The organism is Pseudomonas sp. R37(2017), assembly GCF_002113375.1.
Classification (GTDB): domain Bacteria; phylum Pseudomonadota; class Gammaproteobacteria; order Pseudomonadales; family Pseudomonadaceae; genus Aquipseudomonas.
Window position 1 is genome coordinate 308463 of sequence record NZ_NEHO01000005.1, and the last position, 26070, is coordinate 334532.

The 26070-nt window shown below is 59.8% G+C and carries 21 protein-coding genes; 11 read left to right on the top strand and 10 right to left on the bottom strand.

Features of this window, described 5'->3' with window-relative positions; translation table 11 throughout:
- Window positions 1-19: 19 nt before the first annotated feature.
- Window positions 20-976, bottom strand: a complete 957-nt coding sequence (locus CAG47_RS11565; protein WP_085725070.1) for a LysR family transcriptional regulator — start codon at window positions 974-976, stop codon at window positions 20-22.
- A gap of 126 nt (window positions 977-1102) precedes the next feature.
- On the opposite strand from CAG47_RS11565, the gene CAG47_RS11570 reads away from it, so the two are divergent.
- Entirely contained in the window at window positions 1103-1837 is a 735-nt protein-coding gene (locus CAG47_RS11570) for a sulfite exporter TauE/SafE family protein (protein WP_177408964.1), read from the top strand.
- Here the strand turns inward: CAG47_RS11570 and CAG47_RS11575 are convergent.
- Window positions 1827-2681, bottom strand: coding sequence for a LysR substrate-binding domain-containing protein (locus CAG47_RS11575; protein WP_085724984.1), 855 nt, complete (start codon window positions 2679-2681; stop codon window positions 1827-1829). The genes CAG47_RS11570 and CAG47_RS11575 overlap by 11 nt on opposite strands.
- A gap of 95 nt (window positions 2682-2776) precedes the next feature.
- On the opposite strand from CAG47_RS11575, the gene CAG47_RS11580 reads away from it, so the two are divergent.
- On the top strand, window positions 2777-2992 hold the full coding sequence (locus tag CAG47_RS11580) for a DUF1127 domain-containing protein (RefSeq protein WP_007973532.1): 216 nt from the start codon (window positions 2777-2779) through the stop codon (window positions 2990-2992).
- Between the two features lie 79 nt (window positions 2993-3071).
- Entirely contained in the window at window positions 3072-4301 is a 1230-nt protein-coding gene (locus tag CAG47_RS11585; RefSeq protein WP_085724985.1) for a winged helix-turn-helix domain-containing protein, read from the top strand.
- Between the two features lie 112 nt (window positions 4302-4413).
- On the opposite strand, the gene CAG47_RS11590 is transcribed toward CAG47_RS11585, so the two are convergent.
- Window positions 4414-5760, bottom strand: coding sequence for a class II 3-deoxy-7-phosphoheptulonate synthase (locus CAG47_RS11590; RefSeq protein WP_085725071.1), 1347 nt, complete (start codon window positions 5758-5760; stop codon window positions 4414-4416).
- Window positions 5761-5911: 151 nt separating this feature from the next.
- Between CAG47_RS11590 and CAG47_RS11595 the strand changes: the two genes are divergently transcribed.
- The gene (locus CAG47_RS11595) at window positions 5912-6667 is read left to right on the top strand and encodes a spermidine synthase (RefSeq protein ID WP_085724986.1); all 756 of its coding nucleotides are present in this window, start codon (window positions 5912-5914) and stop codon (window positions 6665-6667) included.
- A 147-nt stretch (window positions 6668-6814) separates the two neighbouring features.
- Here CAG47_RS11595 and CAG47_RS11600 read toward each other — a convergent pair whose 3' ends face one another.
- The gene (locus CAG47_RS11600) at window positions 6815-7603 is read right to left on the bottom strand and encodes a crotonase/enoyl-CoA hydratase family protein (protein WP_085724987.1); all 789 of its coding nucleotides are present in this window, start codon (window positions 7601-7603) and stop codon (window positions 6815-6817) included.
- Between the two features lie 422 nt (window positions 7604-8025).
- On the opposite strand from CAG47_RS11600, the gene CAG47_RS11610 reads away from it, so the two are divergent.
- Entirely contained in the window at window positions 8026-9699 is a 1674-nt protein-coding gene (locus tag CAG47_RS11610) for a DEAD/DEAH box helicase (RefSeq protein ID WP_085724988.1), read from the top strand.
- Window positions 9700-9906: 207 nt separating this feature from the next.
- Here CAG47_RS11610 and CAG47_RS11615 read toward each other — a convergent pair whose 3' ends face one another.
- On the bottom strand, window positions 9907-10674 hold the full coding sequence (locus CAG47_RS11615) for a class III extradiol ring-cleavage dioxygenase (protein ID WP_085724989.1): 768 nt from the start codon (window positions 10672-10674) through the stop codon (window positions 9907-9909).
- A gap of 102 nt (window positions 10675-10776) precedes the next feature.
- Here CAG47_RS11615 and CAG47_RS11620 point away from each other — a divergent pair, with 102 nt between their 5' ends.
- Window positions 10777-11433 (top strand): thiopurine S-methyltransferase, encoded by a 657-nt coding sequence (locus CAG47_RS11620; protein ID WP_085724990.1) that lies wholly within the window; start codon window positions 10777-10779, stop codon window positions 11431-11433.
- A gap of 72 nt (window positions 11434-11505) precedes the next feature.
- Here CAG47_RS11620 and htpX read toward each other — a convergent pair whose 3' ends face one another.
- Window positions 11506-12396 (bottom strand): protease HtpX, encoded by an 891-nt coding sequence (gene htpX / locus CAG47_RS11625; RefSeq protein ID WP_007973520.1) that lies wholly within the window; start codon window positions 12394-12396, stop codon window positions 11506-11508.
- Window positions 12397-12711: 315 nt separating this feature from the next.
- Window positions 12712-13923, bottom strand: a complete 1212-nt coding sequence (locus CAG47_RS11630; RefSeq protein WP_008017190.1) for a pyridoxal phosphate-dependent aminotransferase — start codon at window positions 13921-13923, stop codon at window positions 12712-12714.
- Between the two features lie 226 nt (window positions 13924-14149).
- Between CAG47_RS11630 and msrB the strand changes: the two genes are divergently transcribed.
- The 3 genes from msrB to CAG47_RS11645 all read left to right on the top strand — a co-directional run bounded on the left by msrB (window position 14150) and on the right by CAG47_RS11645 (window position 15593).
- Window positions 14150-14545, top strand: a complete 396-nt coding sequence (gene msrB / locus CAG47_RS11635; protein ID WP_085725072.1) for a peptide-methionine (R)-S-oxide reductase MsrB — start codon at window positions 14150-14152, stop codon at window positions 14543-14545.
- A gap of 104 nt (window positions 14546-14649) precedes the next feature.
- Entirely contained in the window at window positions 14650-15135 is a 486-nt protein-coding gene (locus CAG47_RS11640; protein WP_085724991.1) for a glutathione peroxidase, read from the top strand.
- Window positions 15132-15593, top strand: coding sequence for a MarR family winged helix-turn-helix transcriptional regulator (locus CAG47_RS11645; RefSeq protein WP_085724992.1), 462 nt, complete (start codon window positions 15132-15134; stop codon window positions 15591-15593). Before CAG47_RS11640 ends, CAG47_RS11645 begins: the two co-directional genes overlap by 4 nt.
- Here CAG47_RS11645 and CAG47_RS11650 read toward each other — a convergent pair.
- On the bottom strand, window positions 15577-17940 hold the full coding sequence (locus tag CAG47_RS11650; protein WP_085724993.1) for a response regulator: 2364 nt from the start codon (window positions 17938-17940) through the stop codon (window positions 15577-15579). The two genes, CAG47_RS11645 and CAG47_RS11650, sit on opposite strands and share 17 nt — an antisense overlap.
- Window positions 17941-18063: 123 nt before the next feature.
- On the opposite strand from CAG47_RS11650, the gene CAG47_RS11655 reads away from it, so the two are divergent.
- The gene (locus tag CAG47_RS11655) at window positions 18064-18954 is read left to right on the top strand and encodes an ATP-binding protein (protein WP_085724994.1); all 891 of its coding nucleotides are present in this window, start codon (window positions 18064-18066) and stop codon (window positions 18952-18954) included.
- Window positions 18951-19433 carry a GAF domain-containing protein gene (locus CAG47_RS11660; RefSeq protein WP_085724995.1) on the top strand — a complete coding sequence of 161 codons (483 nt, stop codon included), beginning with the start codon at window positions 18951-18953 and terminating at the stop codon, window positions 19431-19433. The genes CAG47_RS11655 and CAG47_RS11660 overlap by 4 nt, the downstream gene beginning before the upstream one ends.
- Here the strand turns inward: CAG47_RS11660 and CAG47_RS11665 are convergent, their stop codons facing one another.
- Entirely contained in the window at window positions 19434-22379 is a 2946-nt protein-coding gene (locus tag CAG47_RS11665; protein WP_085724996.1) for an HD domain-containing phosphohydrolase, read from the bottom strand.
- Between the two features lie 49 nt (window positions 22380-22428).
- On the bottom strand, window positions 22429-26070 hold the full coding sequence (locus CAG47_RS11670; RefSeq protein ID WP_085724997.1) for a transporter substrate-binding domain-containing protein: 3642 nt from the start codon (window positions 26068-26070) through the stop codon (window positions 22429-22431).

Consider the following 26070-nt stretch of genomic DNA (forward strand, 5'->3'; position numbering starts at 1 on the left):
ATGCGCCAGATAATTTTGATCAGTGCCGTTGTAAATGCGTTTGCAGCAGCAGATCCCAGGGCGGCACCGGGCTGAAGCGGGTTTTCAGGTATTCCAGCAGTAAACGACTGCGGGAGTTGGGTTGCTGCTCCAGGCGCAAGGCATAGATGCCGGCGCTTTCCGGTTTTGGCAGGCCGCTGTCGCAGAACAGTGGCAGCAATTCACCCCGCAACAGGTACTCGCTGGCCAGCCATGTCGGCAGGTGCGCGATACCCAGCCCGGCCAATGCGCCGCATACCAGTGCCTCGGCATTGTTGGCGCTCATGCGGACCCGCGCCGGGCGGTGCAACTGCATTTGCCCATCCTGTTCGAAACGCCAGGCGAAGGGCGGGGCCAGGCCGTCCCAGTCGAGCCCGTCGTGTTCTGCCAGTTGTGACGGCTCGGTCGGCACGCCACGGCGCCGCAAATAATCAGGGCTGGCGCAGGCGATACGCACCATGCTCGCCAGTGGCGTGGCCACCAGGCGGGTGTCGGCCAATTGTCCGGCGCGCAACACCAGATCGACCTTGCCGAGGTTCTGGCCCTGCATGTCGACGAAGCTGTCGATCAGGTGCAGTTGCACATCGAGTCCCGGATAGAGCATGAGGAAGTCGGCGATCACCGGTGCCAGGTGCCGGCGCCCGAAGGCGGCAGGCGCATCGAGACGGATCAGACCTTCCGGCGCACTACTCAAAGACACTGCCTCGGCCCGGGCCAGGCGCAGTTCGGCGACGATCCGCCGTGCTCGTTCGGCAAAGGCCAATCCCGCCGGGGTGGCGCGTACCGCATGGGTGCTGCGGATGAACAGCTGACTGGCGACCGCGTTTTCCAGGTTGTCGATACGCCGTGCCACGGCCGAAGGGGTCAGCGGATGACGGCGCGAGGCGGCGGAAAAACTGCCGGTTTCCAGCACGTCGAGGAACAAAACCAGTTGGTCGGTCAGTTGATTGGGGTTCATGGCAGGTTTGTGCTTGTGCGAGTTTGGCATAGCCATTGTGCGTTGCTGTGCGTTTCCGCGCCAGAAGCAACTGCGTAGGATCAAAGACCTGGCGGCTACGGGGAAAAAACTGTGATTGAGTTTTTGATGTATCTAATGTTCGGCGCTGCCTTGGGCACGCTTGGCGGATTGTTTGGCATCGGCGGCGGCCTGATTGCCATTCCGCTGTTGGGCGTGCTGTTCGGGCTCGATCAGCAGATTGCCCAGGGCACGGCATTGGTGATGGTGGTGCCGAATGTGATGCTGGCGCTGTGGCGCTACCATCAGCGCAACCGGATTGAATTGAGCCACGCGTTACCGCTGGCCGTCATGGGGTTCTGCTTCGCCTGGCTCGGATCGATCTGGGCGGTAGGCATCGATGCGCAAACCATGCGTATTGGCTTTGTCGCGTTTCTGATCGCGCTATCGGCGTACAACCTCGTTCGCCTGTTCGCCACCAACGCCCCGGCGGCTTCGCAGATGAACTACCCATGGCCCTGGCTGGGCGTGCTCGGCGCTGCCTCAGGCACAATGGGCGGGTTGTTCGGCGTAGGGGGCGCGGTGGTGGCGACACCGGTGCTGACCAGCCTGTTCGGCACCAGCCAGGTGGTTGCGCAGGGGTTGTCGTTGGCGCTGGCCCTGCCGAGCACGGGGGTGACGCTGGTGACTTATGCCATGCACCATCAGGTCGACTGGGTGATCGGCTTGCCCTTGGCGGTCGGTGGGCTGATGAGCATCAGTTGGGGGGTGAAGGTTGCCCACGCATTGCCGGAACGACTGCTGCGTGGGCTGTTCTGCGGGTTCCTGGTGTTCTGTGCGGTGATGCTCGCCCTCAAGGTTTGAAACCTTCAATGATGTGCTCGGCCAGGCACTCGGTGATCGGCGACGGGTTATGCAGGTTACGCACGAGCATGATGCTGGCCTCGGGCAATAGAGGCAGATCTTCGGCCTCGCCGAGGATGCGCATGTCCGCGGTGATCAGGCTTTCAAGCTGCGCGGTGACCGCCAGCCCGGCGCTCACTACCGCCATGATCGCCGACAGACTGTCGCTGTTGTACGCCACCCGGTAATCGCGCCCCTGGGCATCCAGGGCATTGCAGGCCCACTGGCGGCAGAAGCAATCGCTGTTGAACATTGCCAGCGGCAGCGGCGTCTGCTCGTGGGCGCTGTAGCATTGCGCCTCGGCCCAGACAAAACGTTCCTTGCGCAACAACTGGCCGACTTCGCTGCCCGGTTCGCGGGTGACGATGGACAGGTCCAGATCCTGGCGCATCAGCAGTTGTTTTGATGATTCGCAGTGCACTTCGATCTGGATCAACGGGTAGGACTGGGCAAACCGGCGTAGAATTCCCGGGAGGAATCGCATCACATAATCATCCGGCGTACCGATGCGCACCGTGCCGACCATGTCGGGCTCACGCAAGGTATTGAAAACCTCACTGTGCAACTTGAGGATTCGCCGCGCATAGCCAAGCAACACCTGGCCTTCGGCCGTCAGTCGCACCTGCCGCCCGTCGCGCTGGAACAACTGACGCTGCAGCACGTCCTCTTCCAATCGTTTCATCTGCATGCTGACGGCTGACTGGGTACGGTTGACCAATTCGCCCGCGCGCGTAAAGCCGCCCTGGTCGGCAATGGCGACGAAGGTGCGCAGCACTTCGGTATCGATGCTCGGGTAGGCTGACATCCATCAATCTCCGAGATATGTGACATCAGAAACATTCGTTGGATTGATCTTAGACCCGGCGCGAGACTGGAGCCATCCAAACGGAGGGCAACAAGATGAAAGGTCAACATGAGTTTCATGGTGCGGAAAAACACTCGATTCACCTGATATCCGATCTGCTGCACAAGGTCGGTCGCTGGTACGAACTGCATCGCGAGCGCGAACTGCTGGCGAGCTTGAGCGACGAAGCACTCAAGGACATCGGCATGAGCCGTGCGGATGTGGAGAACGAGTCGATCAAGCCGTTCTGGAGCGACCCGATGCATAAATGACCCATCTGCAAATGATGAATGCCACGCTACACAAACCCCTTACCGGTGAGGTAGGTTGCGAGCAGACAAGGAGATGCCCATGCCCGCAACATTGTCCTTTACCCTCAAACAGGCTCGACGTCTGGCGCTGGCCGCCCAAGGGTTCAACGGGCGGCAGTGGCCAGCGCCGATCAAGGCTGTTGCGCTCAACCGAATGATCGAGCGGCTGGGCATTTTGCAGATCGATTCGGTCAATGCACTGGTGCGATCGCACTACCTCCCACTGTTTTCCCGCCTCGGTCACTATTCTTCCGATTTGCTCGACCAGGCTGCCTGGAGTCAGGGCCGCCGACGAACACTATTCGAATATTGGGGCCATGAAGCCTCGTTGCTTCCCCTTTCCCTGTACCCGTTGATGCGTTGGCGCATGCAGCGTGCGAGTCGTGGCGAAGACATCTACCAGCAATTGGCGCGTTTTGGGCGTGAACAGCAAGACACGATTCGTCGGGTGCTGGCTTCGGTCGAGGAACAGGGCGCGCTTGGCGCTGGGAGCTTGTCGACTCGTCGGGAGCGGGCCGGGCCCTGGTGGGACTGGAGTGCGGAAAAGCATGCGCTGGAGTGGTTGTTCGCTGCCGGTGAAGTGACCGTTGCCGGACGGCGCGGTTTTGAAAGGCTCTACGATTTGCCGGAGCGGGTGATTCCCTGCGCGATACTCGCACAATCCAGCCTGAGTGAAGGCGACGCCCAGCGTGGCCTGTTGCTGCATGCAGCCACGGCCTTGGGTGTCGGTACGGAGAAGGACTTGCGCGACTATTTCCGCTTGAACCCCGCGGACAGTCGTCCGCGATTGGCCGAGTTGGTCGAGGCCGGTGAATTGCTGACCTGTGAAGTCCAGGGCTGGCGACAGCCGGCCTATTGTCTGCCCGAACCAAAGGTGCCGCGCAAAGTCGCGGCCAGTGCCTTGCTCTCGCCATTCGATTCGCTGATCTGGGAGCGCAGCCGGACCGAGCGGCTGTTTGATTTCCGCTATCGGCTGGAGATCTACACGCCTCAGGACAAGCGCGTTTACGGCTATTACGTCCTGCCGTTCCTGCACAACGAACGGATTGCCGCACGGGTCGATCTGCGCGCCGAGCGGGTGGCTGGACGATTGGCAGTGCATGCGGTGCATGAAGAGGAGAGGGGGCTGGATGACGAAGGCGTGTTGGCGTTGGCGGTCAATCTGCGTCAGATGGCGGATTGGCTGGGGTTGGCGCAGGTTCAGTTGAATTGCCCGCGGGCGAGTGCGGCAAGGTTGCGGGTGGCATTCTCGCAGATTGGCGGTGTTTGACCTGGCCTCTTCGCGGGCAAGCCCGCTCCCACATTGGATTTGTGAACGACACAGACCCCATGTGGGAGCGGGCTTGCTCCGGGCGGCGTTCCGACGAAGGGCGCGACGCTATCTAGCGCCGAACCTGTTTCAGTGTTTCAGCAATCAAAAACGCCAGCTCCAGCGACTGATCGGCATTCATCCGCGGGTCGCAATGGGTATGGTAGCGATCCGACAGGCCATCCTCGGTGATTGGCCGTGCACCACCGATGCACTCGGTCACGTTCTGCCCGGTCATCTCGATATGGATGCCACCGGCATAACTGCCCTCGGCTTCATGCACCTGGAAGAACTGCTTCACCTCGCCGAGAATCTGCGCGAAGTCACGGGTCTTGTAGCCGCTGCTGGCCTTGATGGTGTTGCCGTGCATCGGGTCGGAACTCCACAGCACCTGCTTGCCTTCGCGCTGGACGGCACGGATCAGTTGCGGCAAGTGATCGCCGACCTTGTTCGCGCCCATCCGCGCGATCAGGTTCAGGCGACCCGGGTCGTTGGCCGGGTTGAGTATGTCGATCAGGCGAATCAGGTCGTCGGGGTTCATGCTCGGGCCAACCTTGACCCCGATCGGGTTGTTCACACCGCGCAGGAATTCGACATGGGCGCCGTCGAGCTGGCGGGTGCGATCACCGATCCACAACATGTGGGCCGAGCAGTCGTAGTAATCGTTGGTCAGGCTGTCGCGACGCACGAAAGCTTCTTCGTAGTTCAGCAGCAGCGCCTCGTGGGCGGTGAAGAAGCTGGTTTCGCGTAGCTGCGGCGAACTGTCCATGCCGCAGGCGCGCATGAACGCCAGGGTTTCGTCGATGCGGTCGGCCAGGTGGCTGTATTTTTCCGCCAGCGCCGAGTTGGCAATGAAATCCAGGTTCCACTTGTGTACCTGATGCAGATCGGCAAAACCGCCCTGGGCGAACGCGCGCAACAGATTCAGGGTGGCGGTGGACTGGTGATAGGACTGCAGCAGGCGCTCCGGGTCCGGCACGCGGCTTTTTTCGTCGAAGCCGATGCCATTGACGATGTCGCCACGGTAGGCGGGCAGGGTCACGCCATCGATGGTTTCGTCGTTGGCCGAGCGCGGCTTGGCGAACTGCCCGGCCATGCGCCCGACCTTGACCACCGGGCAGCCGGCGGCAAAGGTCATCACGATGGCCATCTGCAACAACACCTTGAAGGTGTCGCGGATCTTCGCGGCGGAAAATTCGGCGAAGCTTTCGGCGCAGTCGCCACCCTGCAACAGAAACGCGCGGCCCTGGGTCACCTCGGCAAACTGACGGCGCAACTCCCGGGCTTCACCGGCAAACACCAGCGGCGGATAGCTGGCCAGGGTCTGCTCGACCTGCTGCAAATGTGCGGCGTCGGGGTATTGGGGTTGTTGCTGGATCGGCAGGGCACGCCAGCTGTCAGGGCTCCAGGATTGGCTCATCACGGTCTCGAGTGTTTTCGCTTGGACGTCCATGTTATCAGCAAATTAGTGCGTGACCTGTTCCCGTTGCTTCGTCGACAATCTCGCCTTTGCCGCTTTCTACACGCGGTGTTATTGCGTTGCCGGCCCCCGGTGACGATCAGGAGACGAAATGACTGAGGAGCGCGTCGAGCATCTGCTCGCCGAGGTGCAGGACGAGTTCGGTGTGATTCGTGTGCTGGAAGTGGCCGATTACCGTTTTCTCGAGTTCGGTGATGCCATCGAGCAAAGCTGTGTGTTCACGGCCGATCCGAGCTGGCTCGAATACGACTACACCCGGGCGATGCTGATCGGCGCGCTGTGCCACGAGCAACCGGAAAGTGCGCTGTTTCTCGGCCTCGGTGCCGGGACACTGACCCAGGCCTGCCTCAAGTTCCTGCCGCTGGAAGATGTCGAAGCCATCGAGTTGCGCCCGGACGTGCCGCGCCTGGCCATCGAGTACCTGGGGCTGGATGACGATCCGCGCCTGTACATCCGCGTTGGCGATGCGCTGGAGTTGTTGGACACCGCCGAGTCGGCCGACCTGATTTTCGTCGACCTGTACACCGACGTCGGGCCGGGTGTCGGGCATCTGGCCTGGAGCTTTCTGGAAAACTGCCAGAAGCGATTGAATCCGGGTGGCTGGCTGGTCATCAATCAGTGGGCTACCGACGATGGCAAGCCCCTGGGGGCTGCGTTGTTGCGTGGTTTGTACCACCGACATTACTGGGAACTGCCGGTGAAGGAGGGCAATGTGATTCTGATCGTGCCGTCGGAGCTGGACCAGGAACTGGACATGGACGGTCTGACCGCCCGCGCCGAAGCGCTGGCGCCACGGTTGGGGTACTCGCTGGAATCGTTGATCAAGTGCATTCGCCCGGCGACCTGAGTTGTCTCTGCTGGCCCCTTCGCGGGCAAGCCCGCTCCCACAGGGTTCGCGTCGTACGCATGATTGGTGACTGACGCGGTCATTGTGGGAGCGGCGGTGCGGCGATCCGACTTGCCCGCGAAGGGGCCTTCAAAGCCACTGCAAAAGCTAAAGCCCTTTGAATACGCCGGGCCGCCGCTCCACCATCGACCGCACACCCTCCTTTACATCCTCGCTAGCCATCAACTTCTTGACCAGCGACGGCAACGCCTGTGCCGCCGCGGTTTCCCCTTCGTAGCGAGCCTGTCGCGCGGACATCAATGTCGCCTGCACCCCCAGCGGCGCCTGCCGGGCGATCCGCTCGGCCAGTTCAATCGCCCGGGGCAGCAAGTCCTCGCTGGCCATGACCTCCTGCACCAGGCCCAGGTGCAAGGCGTCGCGGGCGTCGAACTCATCACCGGTCAACAACCAGCGCATGGCATTGCCCCAACCGGATACCTGATGCAGGCGCAGGGTGGCGCCGCCGAACGGGAAGAGCCCGCGTTGCACTTCCATCTGCGCGAACCGGGTATTGCTGGCACACAAGTTAATGTCGGCGGCCAGCATCAGTTCGATGCCAATGGTCAGGCAATAACCTTGTGCAGCGACGATCACCGGTTTGCTGACCCTGGGGCCAGCGAACACCCCCCACGGATCACAACCACCGGGTGGCACCTGCCAGCCATCTGCAAGTGCGACGCTGGCATTGACCAGATCGAGTCCGGCGGTGAAGTGCTCGCCATGAGCGAACACCACCGCCACGCGCGCCTCGCTGTCGGCCTCGAATTCGCCATAGGCCAGGCTCAAGGCGTTGAGCAGGTCGAGATCGAAGGCGTTGCGCTTGGCCACCCGATCCAGACCGATCAGGAACACATGACCATGCCGTTCGCGGCTGACTCGGGAGCAGGGCTGATTCATGGAGCGATCCTCGGGGTGGGAAAGGCGTGCCGGACCTGCGGTCTGCACGGTAAAGGGTGAACCGTTTTAGCGCCATCACCCGCAAGGCCGGGCCTTTGAAAAATAGACGGCTGATCGATTCTTCGCAAAGCCTGTGACACAACTGTGTACCCGGTGGATTTTCGATAAAAAAAGCTCCCTTTTTTGGCGAATTCCGGTATAGTGCGCGCCGGCCTTTAGCCGGGCCGCGTTTAGGTAGCGCAATTCCCCGAAGCCAGCTTCGGCTGCATGTCCGCCCAGCGGACTCTTCCTTGACGATTCTTTTCATTCATTCGTTTTCGCAAATCCCCGCCGACAAAGCTGCCAGGGCGACTCTTGAGTCTCAACACGGCATGTGCAGCTTTGGAGCATGGGTCTTTGCGGATGCACTTTGAGGCAGACCCATGACCCAGGAAATCGGCGGCTTCGCCGCTCTTGAACTTCATCCAAGCATTGTCGCTGCAGTAGTCGCTACCGGCTATGAAGAGCCTTCGGCCATTCAGCAGCAGTCGATCCCGATCATTCTCGCCGGTCACGATATGATTGGTCAGGCGCAAACCGGTACCGGTAAAACCGCTGCCTTTGCCCTGCCGATTCTGCACCGCATTGATCCGTCCAAGCGCGAGCCGCAAGCTCTGATCCTGGCCCCAACTCGTGAGTTGGCGCTACAAGTTGCAACCGCTTTCGAAACCTACGCCAAGCAAATGCCGGGCGTGACTGTTGTGGCTGTCTACGGCGGCGCGCCGATGGGCCCGCAACTGAAAGCAATCCGTAATGGCGCACAAATCGTTGTCGCCACTCCGGGCCGTCTGTGCGACCACCTGCGTCGCGACGAAAAAGTACTGGCGACCGTGAACCACCTGGTTCTCGACGAAGCCGACGAAATGCTCAAGCTGGGCTTCATGGACGACCTGGAAGTTATCTTCAAGGCCATGCCGGAAACCCGTCAGACCGTACTGTTCTCGGCAACCTTGCCTCAATCGATCCGTGCCATCGCCGAGCGCCACCTGCGCGATCCGAAGCACGTCAAGATTCAGAGCAAGACCCAGACCGTTACCGCGATCGAGCAGGCTCACCTGCTGGTTCACGCTGACCAGAAGACTTCGGCCGTTCTCAGCTTGCTGGAAGTGGAAGATTTCGACGCCCTGATCATGTTCGTGCGCACCAAGCAAGCGACCCTGGATCTGGCCAGTGCCCTGGAAGCCAAAGGCTACAAAGCCGCCGCGCTGAACGGTGACATCGCCCAGAACCAGCGTGAGCGCGTGATCGACTCCCTCAAGGATGGCCGTCTGGACATCGTTGTGGCGACCGACGTTGCCGCTCGTGGCCTGGACGTTCCGCGCATCACTCACGTGTTCAACGTTGACATGCCGTACGATCCGGAGTCCTACGTTCACCGTATCGGTCGTACCGGCCGTGCCGGTCGCGAAGGTCGTGCACTGCTGCTGGTGACTCCGCGTGAGCGCCGCATGCTGCAAGTGATCGAGCGTGTAACCGGTCAAAAGGTTGCTGAAGTTCGCCTGCCAGACGCTCAAGCTGTTCTGGATGCGCGCATCAAGAAACTGACCAACAGCCTGTCGCCACTGGTGGCCGATGCTGAGTCGACTCACGGTGATCTTCTCGATCGCCTGACTGCCGACATCGGCTGCAGCCCGCGTGCCCTGGCCGCAGCCCTGCTGCGCAAGGCTACCAACGGTCAAGCGCTGAACCTGGCCGCTATCGAGAAGGAGCGTCCACTGGTGCCGAACAGTGCACCGCGTGGCGATCGTCCAGAGCGTTCCGGTGATCGTCCTGAGCGTGGTGACCGCGAGCGTCGTGCTCCGATGCCGCTGGCTGAAGGCCGTGCCCGTTGCCGTACCGCACTGGGTGCGCGTGACGGTATCGCCGCCAAGAACCTGCTGGGCGCCATCCTCAACGAAGGTGGTCTGGCACGCGAAGCGATCGGTCGTATCCAGGTGCGTGACAGCTTCAGCCTCGTCGAGCTGCCGGAAGATGGTCTTGAGAAGTTGCTGACCAAGCTGAAGGACACTCGCGTTGCCGGCAAGCAGTTGAAGCTGCGTCGCTACCGCGAAGATTGATCCGCTTTCGGGCTGATTGATCGAACATGAAAAATCCCCGACTGGTTCGGGGATTTTTTTTGCCTGCTGATTTGTGTTCGGCGTTGGATTTGTGTCTCTGCCATTCGCGAGCAAGCCCGCTCCCACATTTGAACGCATTCCTTCTGAAGGAACACGGTCGTCTGTGGGAGCGGGCTTGCTCGCGAAGGGCGCGACTCGGTCTGTCTGTCAGCCGAAGCGGTAGATGTCCATGCCCAACGCACCCATGGTGAACCCCTGATGGGCAATGCTGAACTGCCCACCGGCAGCGCGGGCAAAGTACAGCGGCAGCAAGTGTTCGTCGCTGGGATGATTGCGCACCGCATTCGGTGCTTGTGCGCGATAGTCGTGCAGCGCGGCTTCGTCGTTCGCTGCGAGTTTCTCGATCATCCAGTCGCGGAACGCCATGGCCCAGGGCTCAACGCTCTCGGGACCGGCATGCCAGTCGAGTTCCCGCAGGTTGTGAGTGATGCTGCCGGAACCGATCAGCAGGGTGCCGTGTTCGCGCAGGCTGGCCAGCGCGTGGCCAACGCGAGTCTGCAGGGCAGGGCCGCCACGAGTCGGCAGAGAGACTTGCACAATCGGGACATCCGCTTGCGGATACATCAGTGACAAGGGTACCCAGACGCCATGGTCGAAAGGCCGGTTGCTGTCGATACGGGCAGGAAGGCCATCGTCTTTCAATAACTGGCAAACCTCTGCGGCGAGTCGTGGATCGCCGGGAGCCGGGTACTGGACCTCGAACAGGGCTTTGGGGAAGCCACCGAAATCATGCCAGGTTTCCGGTTGTGGATTTGCGCTGACCAACAGTTCATTGCTTTCCCAGTGCGCAGACACGATCACGATGGCCTTGGGCTTGGGTATATCGGCGGCCAGGCGCGCGAGTGCGGGGCCACTGGCGCCGGGTTCCAGGGCGAGCATGGGGGAGCCGTGGGATATGTACAGGCTGGGGAACATGAATGAGCTCCTGGGGGTTAAGATGCAACATCTTCAGTCAGATCATTGATCTAAATCTAATATAAGTTTTAGGGCGTTTTGATCGAATTTTCGGGGTTATTTATGCAGCCGGAGTTTTGGCACAAAAAGTGGGCGTCGAATCAGATCGGCTTTCATTTGCCGCAAGTGAACCCTCATCTGAAACGGTTCTGGCCAGCGCTGAGCCTTGAAGACGGCGCACGCGTGCTGGTGCCACTATGTGGAAAAAGCCTGGATTTGCTGTGGCTCGCCCATCAAGGTCATGAAGTCCTGGGGGTCGAACTGTCGGAAAAAGCTGTCGAGGAGTTTTTCAGCGAACATGGCTTTGATCCGGCCGTCAGCGAGCAGGGGCCGTTCAATGTTTATCGGGCAGGTTCGATTGAACTGTGGTGCGGCGATTTCTTCGAGCTGACGGCAGGCGATGTTGCCGATTGCTCCGCGCTTTATGATCGTGCCGCGTTGATCGCGCTGCCGGCGGAAATGCGAGAACGCTATGCCGCCCATTTGAAGCGGATCCTGCCGCAGGAGTCCCTTGGACTGCTGATTACGCTGGACTATGACCAGTCGCAAATGCCTGGCCCGCCGTTTGCGGTTCTCGATGATGAGGTGCGGCGGCTGTTAGGGGATTCATGGGCGCTGAAGATCCTGGAAGATCAGGATGTGTTGAATGAGAGCGGGAAGTTTCTGGAGGCGGGTGTAACGCGGCTTGAGGAGCGTGTGTATCGAGTTTCCAGTCGATAATTGAGTTGTCAGTCATGCGCAGACAAAAAAGGCCCGCATCACTGCGGGCCTTTTGATTTGCCGAGAAGCCTGTCAGCCCCGGCGACGAGCCAGTGCGTCGATGCGCTCTTCCAGTGGCGGGTGGCTCATGAACATGCGAGCGAACCCTTGCTTGATGCCACCATTGATGCCGAAGGCGTTCAGGGTGTCGGGCATGTGCACCGGCAGGCCTTGTTCCGCCCGCAGGCGTTGCAGGGCGCCAATCATCGCAGCGGTGCCAGCCAGGTTTGCACCCGCTTCGTCGGCACGGAATTCGCGCTTGCGCGAGAACCACATGACGATGGCGCTGGCCAGGATGCCGAGAACCAGTTCGGCGAAAATGGTCGCCACGTAGTAGGCAATGCCCTGGCCTTCTTCGTTCTTGAAGATCACCTTGTCGACGAAATTGCCGATGATCCGTGCGAAGAACATCACGAAGGTGTTCACCACGCCCTGGATCAGTGCCAGGGTCACCATGTCGCCATTGGCCACGTGGCCGATTTCGTGGGCCAGAACGGCTTTCACTTCATCCGGAGAGAAACGCTCGAGCAGGCCCTGGCTCACGGCGACCAGCGCGTCGTTCTTGTTCCAGCCGGTGGCGAAGGCGTTCGCTTCGTAGGCCGGGAAGATACCGACTTCGGGCATCTTGATCCCGGCTTCGCGGGACAGTTGCTCGACGGTTTGCAGCAGCCATTGCTCGTGACGGGTGCGTGGCTGGGTGATGATCTGGGTGCTGGTGCTCATCTTCGCCATCCACTTGGAGATGAACAGCGAGAACAGCGAGCCGGCGAAACCAAAGACTGCACAGAAAATCAGCAGCTGATTGAGGTTGAGGTCAACCCCGTTGGCCGCCATGAACCCGTTGAAGCCGAAAAGGCTCAGGGTGATGCTGGCAATCAGCACGACCGCCAGGTTAGTGGCCAAGAACAGCAGGATGCGCATCATGGTTGTAGAAATCTCCTCATGCTTAAGATGTAGCGTACTGCGGGGTATATAAGGTGCTGCACCGGGGGATTCAACCGGGTGACTATTTCAAACTGTGTCCTACGGCAACAGTCTAGCTGCTTGCAGGGCTTTTCCGACGAATTTGCGGGAAGTGTTTGTAGTCAAATCATGTCGAAGACCCGCGCCTTTGTTCGGTGCGAGCGGGCAAAGCGTTATCCGGCAGCGGGCAAGGCGGCAGCCAGGGATGGATGCAATCAAGTGTTGCCGGATAAATCACCGTACGACGTGCAGGAGCGTCGCACGGTGAATGGCCGCTTACTGGCGGTAGGACTTGAGGAAGCCGCCAATGCGTCCGATGGCCATCTCAAGGTCATCGACACGTGGCAAGGTCACGACACGGAAGTGGTCCGGCCATGGCCAGTTGAATGCGGTGCCTTGAACCACCAACAGCTTTTCGGAAAGCAGCAGGTCGAGGACGAATTTTTCGTCGTTGTGGATCGGGCAGACCTTGGGGTCGATCCGCGGGAATGCATACAGCGCACCCATTGGCTTGACGCAGCTCACGCCCGGAATGTCGTTGAGCAGTTCCCAGGTGCGGTTGCGCTGTTCCAGCAAGCGGCCCGGCGGCAGCACCAGGTCATTGATGCTCTGATAGCCGCCCAGGGCGGTCTGGATCGCGTGCTGGCTCGGCACGTTGGCGCACAGTCGCATGTTCGCCAGCATGTCGATGCCTTCGATGTAGCTCTGGGCATGGTGCTTCGGACCGGAGATGGCGATCCAGCCGGAACGGAAGCCGGCCACGCGATAGGACTTGGACAGGCCGTTGAAAGTCAGGCACAGCAGGTCCGGCGCCAGGGAGGCCGTGCAGATATGCACGGCATCATCGTAGAGGATCTTGTCGTAGATCTCGTCGGAGAACACCACCAGATTGTGCTGGCGAGCCAGTTCCAGCATGCCCAGCAGCACTTCCTTCGAATACACCGCGCCGGTCGGGTTGTTCGGGTTGATGATCACCAGCGCCTTGGTGTTCGGAGTAATCTTGGCCTTGATGTCGGCCAGGTCCGGCCACCAGTTGGCCTGCTCGTCGCACAGGTAGTGCACCGGGTTGCCGCCGGACAGGCTCACGGCTGCCGTCCACAGCGGATAGTCGGGCGCAGGCACCAGCACTTCGTCGCCATTGTTGAGCAGGGCCTGCATCGACATCACGATCAGTTCGGAAACGCCGTTGCCCAGGTAGATGTCTTCAATGCCGACGCCCTCTACCTGCTTTTGCTGGTAATACTGCATCACGGCCTTGCGCGCGCTGAACAGGCCCTTGGAGTCGCTATAGCCCTGGGCGGTCGGCAGGTTGCGGATCACGTCCTGGAGGATTTCATCCGGTGCTTCGAAACCAAAGGGCGCCGGGTTGCCGATGTTCAGCTTGAGGATGCGATGGCCTTCCTCTTCCAGGCGCTTGGCGTGCTTGAGCACCGGGCCGCGAATGTCGTAGCAGACGTTGGCGAGCTTGTTCGATTTGCTGACCTGCATGGCGATGTGTTCCCGAAAATGAACGATCCAGACGGCGTTTGGGCAGCCGTGCTGGGAATCCTGCGTATTCACACAGGCCTGACGCCTTGAGATGCAGCACCCATATTTCCGTTTGAATGCGCGTGGCCTGGCTGCCAGACTGGCGTTTGACGAGGCGCAATCATACGTGCCGCCCGATCCGTGGAAAAGGTACAGATCGGGCTTTTTCAGCCGCTGAGGTGTGATGATGGAAAAGTTGGAAAAAACCCTGGAAGAATGGAAGGCGATGCTCGACCCAGAGCAGTACAACGTGTGCCGTCTCAAGGGCACCGAACGACCGTTTTCCGGCAAGTACAACGCCACCAGGACCGATGGTGTCTACCACTGCATCTGCTGTAACGAGCCGCTGTTCGACTCTACGACCAAGTTCGATTCCGGCTGCGGCTGGCCGAGCTTCTACGCGCCGATCGATGACAGCGCCATGACCGAAATCCGTGATGTCAGCCATGGCATGATCCGCACCGAAGTGGTCTGCGCCAGATGCGATGCGCACCTGGGTCACGTTTTCCCCGATGGTCCACCGCCGACGGGCCTGCGTTATTGCATCAATTCGGTCTGCCTGGACCTGGTGCCCCGCGGGTAAGTCCCCCCGAAGCGATCCGATGATCGCTTTCCGGATATTTAAATTGCACACAATTCAATTGCTCGCTATTTTGTTGGCTCTGGCATTCACTCGGAACCTCGAATATGAGCGACAACCTGCTGAGCATCCCTTGCACCACGATCGAGGGAGAGCAAAAGACTCTGGCGGATTTCGCCGGCAAAGCCGTGCTGGTGGTCAACACGGCCAGCAAGTGTGGTTTCACTCCGCAGTACAAAGGCCTGGAAGAACTGTGGCAGACCTACAAGGACCAGGGCCTGGTCGTGCTCGGTTTTCCCTGCAATCAGTTCGGCAAGCAAGAGCCGGGCAACGAAGGGGCGATCTCGGAATTCTGCGAGTTGAACTTCGGTGTCAGCTTCCCGCTGTTCAAAAAGATCGAGGTCAACGGTGCCGGCGCCCATCCTTTGTTCGTGCAGTTGAAAAAACGCGCTCCGGGTGTACTGGGCTCCCAGGGCATCAAATGGAATTTCACCAAATTCCTGATCGGCAAGGACGGGCAGTTGGTCAAGCGCTTCGCCCCGGCGACCAAACCCCAGGACCTGACCCGCGAGATCGAAGCCCTGCTCAAATGAATACCTTGTCAGTCGATTCCCTCAAACTCGACAGCCAACTGTGTTTCAAGCTGTACGCGGCTTCCCGGGCAGTGATTCGCGCCTATAAGCCAATGCTCGATCAACTGGGCCTGACGTACCCTCAATACCTGGCGATGCTGGTGCTGTGGGAGTGGCAGGAAGCAGCCCCGGAACAACCGACCGTGAAGGCGCTGGGCGAGCGTCTGGCCCTGGATTCCGGCACGCTGACACCCTTGCTCAAGCGCCTCGAACAACTGCAACTGGTGCAGCGTCAGCGCTCGGCGCGTGATGAGCGTGAGGTGCATTTGAGCCTGTCGCCGACCGGCATGGCCTTGCGCGATCAGGTCGGGCCGCTAAAGGCGCGTCTGTTGTGCGACAGCGGGGTCGATCTGAATCGTCTCAACGACTTGCGCGACGGTCTGGACCACCTGTTGGGGCAGATCAAGGCGCTGGCGTAGAGGGAATCCACAAATCCAGCAGGGCGGCCAGTTCTTCGCGCCGGAAGGGTTTGGCCAGGTAGTCGCTCATGCCGGCGGCACGACAGCGTTCGCGTTCCTCGGACATGGCGTTGGCCGTCAGGGCGACGATCGGCAACTGGGGCCAGCGACCGCTGCGGCGGATTTGCCGGCTGGCTTCGTAGCCATCCATCACCGGCATGTTGCAGTCCATCAGCACCAGGTCGAAATCCCGTTGCTCAAGTTGATCCAGGGCCTCGCCACCGTGAGCCGCGGTGGTCACCTCACAGCCGAGTTTGCCGAGCATGCCCTTTGCCACCAACTGGTTGACCGGGTTGTCTTCCACCAACAGCACGCGCGCGTGGCGTTGCGGGGATTGCGCGTCGGGCGGGGCATCGTTGATCGGGTGGGTTTGCGGTTGCAGGATTCGCCGCAAGGACTGATACAGCGTATTGCGGGCCAGAGGGCGGGCCTGTTGTTGCAGGGGCGCGAGGGTGTTGACCTCTTCGCCGGGCATGAAGTTGCCGTAAGCGGTGATCAGCAGGATCGGCGCGCTGAGGGCCGGGCGCAAATTGAACAGGCATTCAGGGCAGTCAGTGATGAGCACATCGGCTGCCAGGCCAAACAGTGGGTCGTCCATGGAGCGGCGTTCATAGTCCAGCCCCCAGCCTGGCAACAGACTGTTCAACAATTCGCCCAGGCCACTGCTGGCGGCCGTGATGGCGATGACTTTGCCCTTGAGCAAAACGACGGGGGCTACGCGGGTGTGGCTGGGTAATGGCAAATCTGCGCAGAACTGGCTGCCAAAACCCGGCTCGGAGTTGATCGTCAGGCGCCCTTGCATGGCTTCGCATAGATTGTAGGTCAGCGCCAGGCCCAGCCCGGTACCACCAAATTGGCGGGTGATACCGGCACCGGCCTGGGTGAAAGGCTGGAAAATCTTGACCTGGGCATCCCGGGGAATGCCAATGCCGGTATCGCAGACCTCGATCCTGACGCCGTCGCCGAAGGTCGACAGGCGCACGTCGACCCGCCCGAAACGGGTGAACTTGAGGGCGTTGGACAGCAGATTACTGACGATCTGCCGCACCCGGGTCGGATCGCCGAGCACCAGTGCCGGGAAATGCGGATCGATCAGGCAGGTCAGTTCGACGCTGGGGGCGGCGTTCTGCGATAACAGGTTGGCAGTGTCCTCGATCAGCGAACCGAGGTCGAAGGGGATGTGTTCGAGTTCCAGTTGACCTGCATCGAACTTCGAAAGGTCGAGAATATCGTTGAGCAGTTCCACCAGCACTTTGCCCGAGTCATGGGCGATCGACAGTTGCTGCTGTTGTTCGGCATTCAGAGGCCCGTCGAGGGACAGCGCGATCATCCCCAGCAAACCATTGAGGGGCGTGCGAATTTCATGGCTCATGTTGGCCAGGAACACCGAGCGGGCCTCGGCCATGTCGAGGGCGGTACTGCGGGCGGCTTCCAGTTCTTCATTGGATTGGCTCAGCCGGGCGTTGATCGCCTTGAGTTCGGCGGTGCGGGCCGAGACGATGTTTTCCAGTTGGCCGAGGTAATCGGTCAGGCGGTTTTCCGCGTTGCGTCGCTGCTGGATTTCGGTGGCGATGTTTTTGAATTGCTGGTTGGCAACCTTGACCAGCACGCCGATCTCATCGTTGGCGTGCCCGGCGGGACACTCCAGCGACGCCGGTTCGGTACTGCTCGGGTCGCGGCCGCTGAGTTCACGGATAACCCTCACCAGGGGTTTGGTCAGCATCACATAGAACAGCGCCAGCAGGATGCCGGACAGCAGCAGGCTGCGGGCGAAGCCGTTGAGCAGGGTCACCTCGGCCCGACGCAGGAAGCGGTTGCCGAAGGCGTAAGTGTCGACGTTCAGTCGCAGTGTTCCCAGGGACTCGTTGGGTAAATGATCCAGGTAAAGTCGGTCTTCGAACTGTCGATTGGCGCCGAACAGGAAGTCACTCAGCAGTCGGTAGTCGTTTTGCATGCCGGGTCGTTTGACCTTGGCCAGTACGGTACCGTTGTTGTCGGTCAGTTTTACGCCGATGATCGCTGGCGAGCGCAGCAGGCCCAGGGTCAGTTCCTTGGCGAGTTCGGCGTCGATGTTGTAGGCGATTCGCGAGGCAGGGTTGTGGCTGATTTCCAGTAATGAAAGGATTTCACGATTGATGGAGGCGTCTTCACTGGCATAATCGATGCCTATTTGCAGCAGGCTGAGCAGCGTGCCCAAAATGAAACCGACCAGCACGGTAAGCCGGGCCTGCTTGAATGACAGCCGGTTGGTGAATTTGATATCCATGCGGGGGTGAACCACTTCCGTTTCCTTTCGCTGCTCAAGCATAGTCGATCATGTCTGCCTGCCGATGTTCTAGTGAGGCCTGTACTGCGGGAGCAGCCACTAGTCTGACGCTGTGTTTCGTCGCTGTATCACCATCATTACCGTGAACGTGCCCGAGGAGAAGTCGTGGATTCCCGATTGAATGCTTTTCTTGAACGCGCCGATGCCGTTCTGGCCCGTATCGAGCCGTTGCTGCCGGCACCCCGGCCAGCCATCGACTGGACCAATTGCCTGGCCGCACGCTGGCAGCGTGAGTCGCGCGGCGGTTATCTGATGCCGCTGGAGGTCAGCCTCGACATGCGCCTGTCTGACCTGATCGGTGTCGACAGGCAAGTCGAGCAGTTGGGGCGCAATACCCAACAGTTTCTCGATGGCATGCCCGCCAACCACGCCTTGCTCTGGGGTTCGCGCGGCACCGGCAAGTCGTCGCTGGTGCGCGCCTTGTTGGCCGAACACGCTCAATCCGGATTGCGCTTGATCGAGATTGAACGCGATCACCTGGCAGACCTGCCGCGAGTGGTCGAACAGATCGGCAAACTGCCCCAGCGTTTCGTGCTGTTTTGCGATGACCTCTCGTTTGAATCGGGCGAGGGTGATTACCGAGTGCTCAAGAGCGTCCTTGATGGCTCGCTGGAGCAAGCACCGGACAACGTTTTGTTGTACGCCACGTCCAACCGTCGCCACCTGGTGCCGGAGAAGGAAAGTGACAACGAAAACTGGAAACGTGTCGACGGCGAATTGCATCCCAGCGAGGCGGTGGAAGACAAGATCGCGTTGTCGGACCGCTTCGGTTTGTGGCTGTCGTTCTATCCGTTTACCCAGGAGCACTTCCTCAACGTCGTCGAGCACTGGATAGGCCAGTTGGCCGGCAAGGCCGGACTGGCGTGGCAGCGCAGCGAAGAACTGGACATTCTGGCGGTACGTTGGGCCACGGGCCGGGGCAATCGCAATGGACGTTGCGCTTATCAATTTGCCCGTTACTGGGTCGGGCTGAAACTGTTGGAGCACAAGGCATGATCGATTTACAAAAGAGCGGCCAGGGCCTCGAAGGCTACGGCATGCTGCATGCGCAACTGGAGTCCTTGCTGGCGGACGAGCGGGATTTCATCGCCAATGCCGCGCAGTTCTCGGCGTTTCTGTTCAATCAGCTCGATGACTTGAACTGGGCCGGTTTTTACCTCAACCGCAATGAGGAACTGGTGCTTGGTCCGTTCCAGGGGCAGATCGCTTGCGTGCGGATTCCGTTCGGGCGTGGCGTCTGCGGAACAGCGGCCGCCACCTTGCAGACTCAGTTGGTCGAAGATGTGCATGCGTTCCCCGGTCACATTGCCTGCGACAGTGCATCGAACAGCGAATTGGTGGTGCCGCTGGTCAAGGATGGACGATTGATCGGCGTGCTCGATCTCGACAGTCCGAAGCTCGCGCGTTTTACCACGCAGGACCAGGCCGGAATCGAACAACTGGCGGCGATTTTCCTGCGCCTGACCGACTGCTGATCAAGACGCCAGGCCTGCCTTGGCCAGCAGGCCCGACGCGTCCACCGCATCGATCTGCTCAGGGGCGAGGAAGCGCCTGGCGTACTGCAGATAGATCTGTGCCTTGATGAACAGGCCGAACAGCTCCGGGTCGATGTGGGCATCACGGCACATGAACGCCATGATGCCCAGCGCCTCGCTCAAGGTCTTGGCTTTCTTGTAGGGGCGGTCGGCGGCCGTCAATGCTTCGAAAATATCGGCGATCGCCATCATCCGCGCCGGCAGACTCATTTCTTCCCGCTTCAAGCGTTTCGGGTAACCGCTGCCGTCCATTTTCTCGTGATGCCCGCCGGCTATTTCCGCGACGCTGCGCAAGTGTGCGGGGAACGGCAGATGGTTGAGCATCAGGATCGTCTGGACGATATGGTTATTGATGACATATCGCTCCTCGCTCGTCAGCGTTCCCCGGACAGTGCTCAGGTTGTACAGTTCGCCCCGGTTGTATTTGTGCGGTGGAATGTCGAGTTTGAAGCCCAGGGGATTGTCTTGCGGTATCCATTCTTTTTCGTTGCGTTCGAACAGATGCTCGGGTTTGTCCGCCAGTAAGGGTTCACTGACGGGCAGGTTGGGAGCGGGTGTTCTGGCCTGACGCCGGCTTTCTTCCCAGGACACGCCCAGTCGATCGTCCAGGGTCCGGATCCAGGTACGTTCGGCCACCCGGCGCAGGCGTTGCAGATCCGCGTCGGCCATGGCCTCGCCACCAAGATTGCAGCGGGCAACGAAGGCGAAATCCTCATCCAGCCCGGCCAGGCTGGCATTGCGCAACTCTGCCAGTGGTTGCTCGTCACCGCCCTGGGCAATGGCCTGCCAGTAATTGATCCAGACATCGCGCTTGAGTACCTCGAAGCGGGTACGGATTTCGTGGATGCGATCGGTCAGGGTTTCCAGCTTGGTGGCTTTGTCGACCACGTACTCCGGCGTGGTGACCTTGCCGCAATCGTGCAGCCAGGCGGCGATGTGCAGTGCCTCCCATTCATCATCGGTCGGCTGATAGGCGCTGAAGGCAGGCTCCTGGCTGGCCGCCGCCGCACGGGCGAGCATCAGGGTCAGTTCCGGCACGCGTTGGCAATGACCGCCGGTGTAGGGGCTTTTGGCATCGATGGCGCCGGCCAGCAGTTGAATGAAGGCGTCCAGCAGCTGTTTTTGCCGGGCTTGCAGGCGCTGGCTTTCGATGCACACGGCCGCCGCGCCGGACACCGCCTGGAGAAACGCGATGCGGTCTGGCCGCAGTTTGTCCAGGTCGCTTTGCTCGCCGCTGTCGGCCAACAGCAGCACCAGCAGGCCCACGGTTTCGTTGTGACGATTGTGCAGGCGGATTCCGATCAGATGGACCCGAGGACTGTGCAGCGCGAGCAAGACTTTCTGCAGATCACCCGCCTGCTCGAACCCCAGGTCGCTGACGACATTGTCGACCTTGGCCAGTTGGCGCAGCCATGGGGGGCTTTGCGGATCATCAAGCGAGTGCCCGCCGATGTCGAAGGATTTCAGGTTTTCGGCAGTGTTGTTGACGACCAGTCCATGGGGATCCATTCGCCGGCCATCACCTTCGCGCAGATAGATCAGGCCGGCCTGGGCTTGAGCGATTTTCACGGTTTCAAACAACACCCGTTCCAGCAGCGGGGCGAAACGGGTTTCGGCGCTGAGGCTGTCAGTGATCTGGAAGAAGCTGGCCAACGTGTCTTTCATTCGAGCCATCGACACGCTCAGTTGGTCGACTTCAAGCACCGGCGAGCGACGGGAAAGCGGGACGTTAAAATCGAAACTGCGAATCGCATCGGCCTCCTGCACCAGGGCGCGCAAGGGTTTGACCAGAATTCTTGACGTCAGCCAACCCAGCGGAATGCATAACAGCAGCGTTGCCAGGGTAATGAACGCGCCTTGCCAGCGCATCCGGTAAGCGTCGACGAGCAACTCGTCTTCGGGTACCAGCAGAGCCAGTTGCAAGCCTTGGGGGCCGCCTTCCTGCATGCTGCTGCGGGCCACGATCCACTGCCGGCCGTTGGCATTCAGGCGATTGCCTTGAGGGGGACTGTTGAGCAGCGCACCCAGGCCGGGGCTGAGATCCGCCGCCTTGATCAGGCGGGATGTCTGGTCATCGATGATCAGCCTGTGGCTGTCGGGGTAGGCAATGGCGTTGCCCTGGGCATCGAAAAGCACGATTTCGGTATGGGGGGTCACTACGTGCTTGGCCAGGGTCGCGCTGAGTTCGGCCAGGGTCAGGTCGGCAGCCAGGATTGCCTTGTCGCCACTGCGTCGCGCCAGCGTCGTGCCAATGTCGTGGGTGGAAAAAAAGATATAGGGTTCGGTCGTGATCTGTTCTTTGTCGCTGCGGGCGCTGATGAACCAGGCGCGGTTGCGCGGGTCGTACGTGTCGTTCAGGTTGTCCTGGTGGCTGACAAGAGCCAGGTTGCGGTCGAAAAACAAAGACCGGGAACGGACCTGGCCGCTGCTGTCGTGTTCGATACTCCAGACTTGATATGACGCAGTGTCCGGCGCCTTGACCAGGACTCTGACTTCCGGGGTGCGCAGCGGGCGGACCATGAAAAAGTCCCCATTGTCGTAACCCAGGTACAGCGAAGCCAGATTGGGGTTGTCCTCGAGTGATTGGCTGAACGGTTCGAGCAGCGCCAGGCGTTGTTCCAGATCAGGAGACTGGCCTGCCGGATTGAGGGCCAGCAGGCTCAACAGATGACGAATGGGTTCATAGGTCGCTTGCAGGTCGAGTCGGACATCCTGCTCAATGCGATTGAAGAGTTTTTCACTGCTCGACAGTATGATTTGTGTGGTTTGCCGGTAGTTGAAAAGCCCCAGCACTACGCCGGTCAGCAACAACAAAAAGGTGAACATCACGCTGATATGGACATGCAGTGGAAAGCGGCGTGGATCAGCGCGCATTGGGCCAGGCATTGCGGGTCTCTCCATGGTGGTCAACACACTGCCGAGGGTCCAAGCATAGTTAAGGCTCTGTCGCTTTGCCGTCGTCGTAATGTTCAATCTGGCGTAGTAACGCGTCCTCCAGCTCAAGCATGGCGGATTCCATGGATTTGCAGCATCCAGCCATTTTTTCGCGATCGAAATCATCATGGCAGGCCGCTTCGAGTGCCTCGCAGCGGTCGATCAAGCGGGAGGCTTGCACTATCCGGGCCGCACCTTTGATTTTGTGGGCAACGTCCTGCAGTGCCTGTCTGTCCCCGGAACCGGATAGAGACAACAGCGTTTGCAGATCCTGGCGGTTGCTGTTCACCAATTCGTTGAGCAATCGCCGGTTCAACATCGGGTTGTCCCCGGTCAGCAGTTTCAACCCGCGGAGGCTGAACGCCGGGGTTGCATGGGTGGGTTCAATGCTTTTTACCCATAGACTCAAGGCTCCGAGGCTGAGGGGTTTGAACAGGCAGTCGTCCATGCCGGCTTGCTTGCAACGTTGAACCTCTTCCGGTTGGGCGTTGGCGGTAAAGCCGACAACGGTACAGGGAGGGCGATGGGTGTGTCGTTCATGCTGGCGAATGGCGCGGGCCAGCTCGTAACCATTCATGAGTGGCATGTTGCAATCGGCAATCACCAGATCAAATGGTTGTTCTTTCCATATCTCCAGCCCCTCCTGGCCATCGGCCGCGACGGCAAATCGATGTCCAAGAAACTCCAGTTGCTGGCAGGTAAGCAAACGATTGGCCGAGTGATCATCGACTACCAGTACATTCAATGGGGTTGTGGCGACGTCGATTTGCGCTTCGGCCACCTGGGCTGACTGTTGCAACGGCAACCGTTCCAGTTGCAGTAACACCTCCACTTGGGTGCCGACACCCGGCTCGCTGCGCAATTGCAGGCTGCCGCCCATCATCTCGCAGAGATTGCGGCAGATCACCAGCCCCAGCCCTGCGCCTCCCCTGGCCGATTGCATGCTGTTGTCGGCCTGGGCGAAGGGTTCGAACAGGCGCTGTTGATCCTGCTCGCTGATCCCGATACCACTGTCGTGAACCTGTACGCGCATCTGCACGTGACAGGATTGCGTTGCCGGCTGCATGTCGACGATGACCCGGACCTGACCTTGCTCGGTAAATTTGATGGCATTGCTGATCAGGTTGGACAGCACTTGTTTGAAGCGCAAAGGGTCCAGCAACACATCGAAGGCCGGGTTGGCCGATGAAAACGCCAGCACCAGCTCGAGGTCCTTCTGTCGAGCCAGACCATCGAAAATCCGCACGACCGAGGCCACAAGTTCGTTCGGATTAACGCGCTCCGGGCTCAGGCTCAAGCGCCCGGATTCGATTCTGGCAATGTCGAGGATGTCGCCAATCAGTTCCAGCAGACCTTTCGCCGAGTTATAGGCGACATCGATGGCCGGTCGCTCAGCGTGCTGATGATCGAGACGCTTGAGCGTCAGTTCAAGCATGCCAATGATTGCATTCATCGGTGTGCGGATCTCATGGCTCATCGTGGCCAGAAAGGTGCTTTTGGCCCGGTTGGCGTTATCGGCGCGTTCTTTCGCGCAACGCAGATCATCGAGCAGTTGCCGCCGTTCGCTGATGTCGATCCAGCCACCGATAATGCCTTGCACCTTTGCGCTGGAATCCCGATAGGGAAGAATCCAGTGATAGATCGTCATCCGTCGGCCACCAATGTGCAGTTCGCGATCGACGATCAGCGGTCTGCCCTCGGCCAGCACGCGCTGGTAGTCAGCCTGGTACTCCCGGGCTTCGAACACATTGCTCATCGATCCCTGCATCACGCTTTTGCCGATGACATCTTCACGCCTGGCGCAGAATGCTTGCAGGTAACTGTCATTGCAGCTTTGCAGAAGTCCCTGGCGATCACGTACGTAGATCGGATGAGGCGTGCCATTGACCAGTGATCGCATGAACTCGAACTGATCGTTCAACGCTCGTTCGGCAGCCTTGCGTTGCTTTATCTGGCGTCGCATGTAGTCGTTCCATGCAACGGAAATCAGCAACAGCACACCAGCACTGATGACGATTTGGTAGAACAGTCTTTGATAATGGCGCCAGGTGCTTTGCGACGATGTCGAATAGCCGCGCCAGCGACTGTTGATGATGCCCAGTTCCTCTGGCGAGATACTCAGAAGCGCCTTGTCGAGAATCGCGTTCAACTCCTTGGCACCCCGGGCGGTGGCAAGGGAAAACGCCGCCTGCTCGGTGCCGATGGTGGTGCTGATTTGCAACTTGTGCTCGATGAGAGTCGATGAAATGAAGTAGTTGGCAATGATCAGTGAGCTCACCGCACCGTCGGCCTGGCCTTCGGCAAGCATCTCTACGGCTCTGAAAGTGTCCGGGGTTTCAATCAACCTGATCCGGGGAAACTCTCTGCGCAGGTAATCCATGAGTGGATTGCCGCGGGCGATTGCCAGGCGTTTTTCTTGCAACTGTTCGAGATTGGTCGGGCTGTCGGCGGCTTTACGGGTCAGCAGGACGTAGGAGTTTTCCAGAAAGGGGCGGGTAAAGTTCAGTTCGGTTTGACGTTGGGCGCTGGGGAGCAACGCCGCGATCACATCGGCCTGTCCATTCTTGATCTGTTTGATCATCTCGTCATCGTTTCGACTGCGCTGGATGTCAAAACGCAAGCCGGTACGCAACCTGATCAGCTCGAGCAAGTCCGCGCTGACTCCGCGAAAGTTGCCATTGCTATCGAAAAACGTCAGTGGCGCAAAGGCTTCGTTGACGACGACGCGCACTATCGGGTGGTTTGCCAGCCAACGTTCTTCCCGGTCAGTGAGTTGCAACTTTTGATCGGTCAGCAGAATGTCGCTGCCGGCGCTCCAGCGTTTGGCGATGTTTTCTCGTTCACTGGAGGGGATGGCCCTGATCATGGCGTTGATGATCCCGAGCAGTTCGGGGTTGTTCCTGTTGACGGCGAAGCTGAAACCATAGGCCTCATGTTTGCCGAAGTTGGCCATGCGGATGTTGTTCAAGTACCCCTTGTTGATCATGTAGTGAGTTGAAATGGTGTCACCGAGAAACACGTCCGCCTGATCGAATGCAACGGCGTTGATCGCATTCTGGTAGGACGGATAGGACGTGATGATCGCCTTTGGGTACAACGCCCTGACGTCCGTCAGCGGCAAGTAGTGATACACCATGCTCAGACGCAATCCTGCGAGGCCATCGGTGAGGGATCTGGCTTCTCCTTCGCGGGTCACCAATACCGGTTGGTCGACGGCATAGGGTATCGACAGGGCAATGTCGGTATTGTTCGCTTCGAATCCATTGGCGGTGCCGAGCAGATCGACATCGCCGTTCTGCAGCGCGGCGATCGCGGCCCCTCGGGAGTCAAAACGCCGAACCTTGACGGGTAATCCGATCGCGTCTCCCAGAATACCCGCGTAATCGGCGGTAAACCCTTCATAGTCCTGACCGCTGGTGGTCAGGTCGAAAGGGGGGTAGTCGGGGGCCGACGTACCGAGCGTCAGCTGATTTTTATGTTTTATCCATTGTCGCTGGGATTCATCCAGTCGAATTTCCAGGGTCCCGGCCTTCGAACGGCTGAGCAGCGTGTAGTGTTCATTGTCCGGTGCCCCGAACAACGACGTGCTCACGCATAGACCTGCGGTCACTTGAATCAGATAGACCTTCAAACGGCTGGGCAT

Excerpts from the sequence above, each read along its gene's own strand:
- CAG47_RS11665 (WP_085724996.1), bottom strand. The coding sequence starts at position 22,379 with ATGCCTGGCCCAATGCGCGCTGATCCACGCCGCTTTCCACTGCATGTC.
- CAG47_RS11620 (WP_085724990.1), top strand. The coding sequence starts at position 10,777 with ATGCAGCCGGAGTTTTGGCACAAAAAGTGGGCGTCGAATCAGATCGGC.
- CAG47_RS11610 (WP_085724988.1), top strand. The coding sequence starts at position 8,026 with ATGACCCAGGAAATCGGCGGCTTCGCCGCTCTTGAACTTCATCCAAGC.
- CAG47_RS11580 (WP_007973532.1), top strand. The coding sequence starts at position 2,777 with ATGAAAGGTCAACATGAGTTTCATGGTGCGGAAAAACACTCGATTCAC.
- CAG47_RS11585 (WP_085724985.1), top strand. The coding sequence starts at position 3,072 with ATGCCCGCAACATTGTCCTTTACCCTCAAACAGGCTCGACGTCTGGCG.
- CAG47_RS11660 (WP_085724995.1), top strand. The coding sequence starts at position 18,951 with ATGATCGATTTACAAAAGAGCGGCCAGGGCCTCGAAGGCTACGGCATG.
- CAG47_RS11640 (WP_085724991.1), top strand. The coding sequence starts at position 14,650 with ATGAGCGACAACCTGCTGAGCATCCCTTGCACCACGATCGAGGGAGAG.
- CAG47_RS11595 (WP_085724986.1), top strand. The coding sequence starts at position 5,912 with ATGACTGAGGAGCGCGTCGAGCATCTGCTCGCCGAGGTGCAGGACGAG.
- htpX (WP_007973520.1), bottom strand. The coding sequence starts at position 12,396 with ATGATGCGCATCCTGCTGTTCTTGGCCACTAACCTGGCGGTCGTGCTG.
- CAG47_RS11650 (WP_085724993.1), bottom strand. The coding sequence starts at position 17,940 with ATGCTTGAGCAGCGAAAGGAAACGGAAGTGGTTCACCCCCGCATGGAT.
- CAG47_RS11645 (WP_085724992.1), top strand. The coding sequence starts at position 15,132 with ATGAATACCTTGTCAGTCGATTCCCTCAAACTCGACAGCCAACTGTGT.
- CAG47_RS11565 (WP_085725070.1), bottom strand. The coding sequence starts at position 976 with ATGAACCCCAATCAACTGACCGACCAACTGGTTTTGTTCCTCGACGTG.
- CAG47_RS11670 (WP_085724997.1), bottom strand. The coding sequence starts at position 26,070 with ATGCCCAGCCGTTTGAAGGTCTATCTGATTCAAGTGACCGCAGGTCTA.
- CAG47_RS11615 (WP_085724989.1), bottom strand. The coding sequence starts at position 10,674 with ATGTTCCCCAGCCTGTACATATCCCACGGCTCCCCCATGCTCGCCCTG.
- CAG47_RS11600 (WP_085724987.1), bottom strand. The coding sequence starts at position 7,603 with ATGAATCAGCCCTGCTCCCGAGTCAGCCGCGAACGGCATGGTCATGTG.
- CAG47_RS11570 (WP_177408964.1), top strand. The coding sequence starts at position 1,103 with ATGTATCTAATGTTCGGCGCTGCCTTGGGCACGCTTGGCGGATTGTTT.
- CAG47_RS11590 (WP_085725071.1), bottom strand. The coding sequence starts at position 5,760 with ATGAGCCAATCCTGGAGCCCTGACAGCTGGCGTGCCCTGCCGATCCAG.
- CAG47_RS11630 (WP_008017190.1), bottom strand. The coding sequence starts at position 13,923 with ATGCAGGTCAGCAAATCGAACAAGCTCGCCAACGTCTGCTACGACATT.
- msrB (WP_085725072.1), top strand. The coding sequence starts at position 14,150 with ATGGAAAAGTTGGAAAAAACCCTGGAAGAATGGAAGGCGATGCTCGAC.
- CAG47_RS11575 (WP_085724984.1), bottom strand. The coding sequence starts at position 2,681 with ATGTCAGCCTACCCGAGCATCGATACCGAAGTGCTGCGCACCTTCGTC.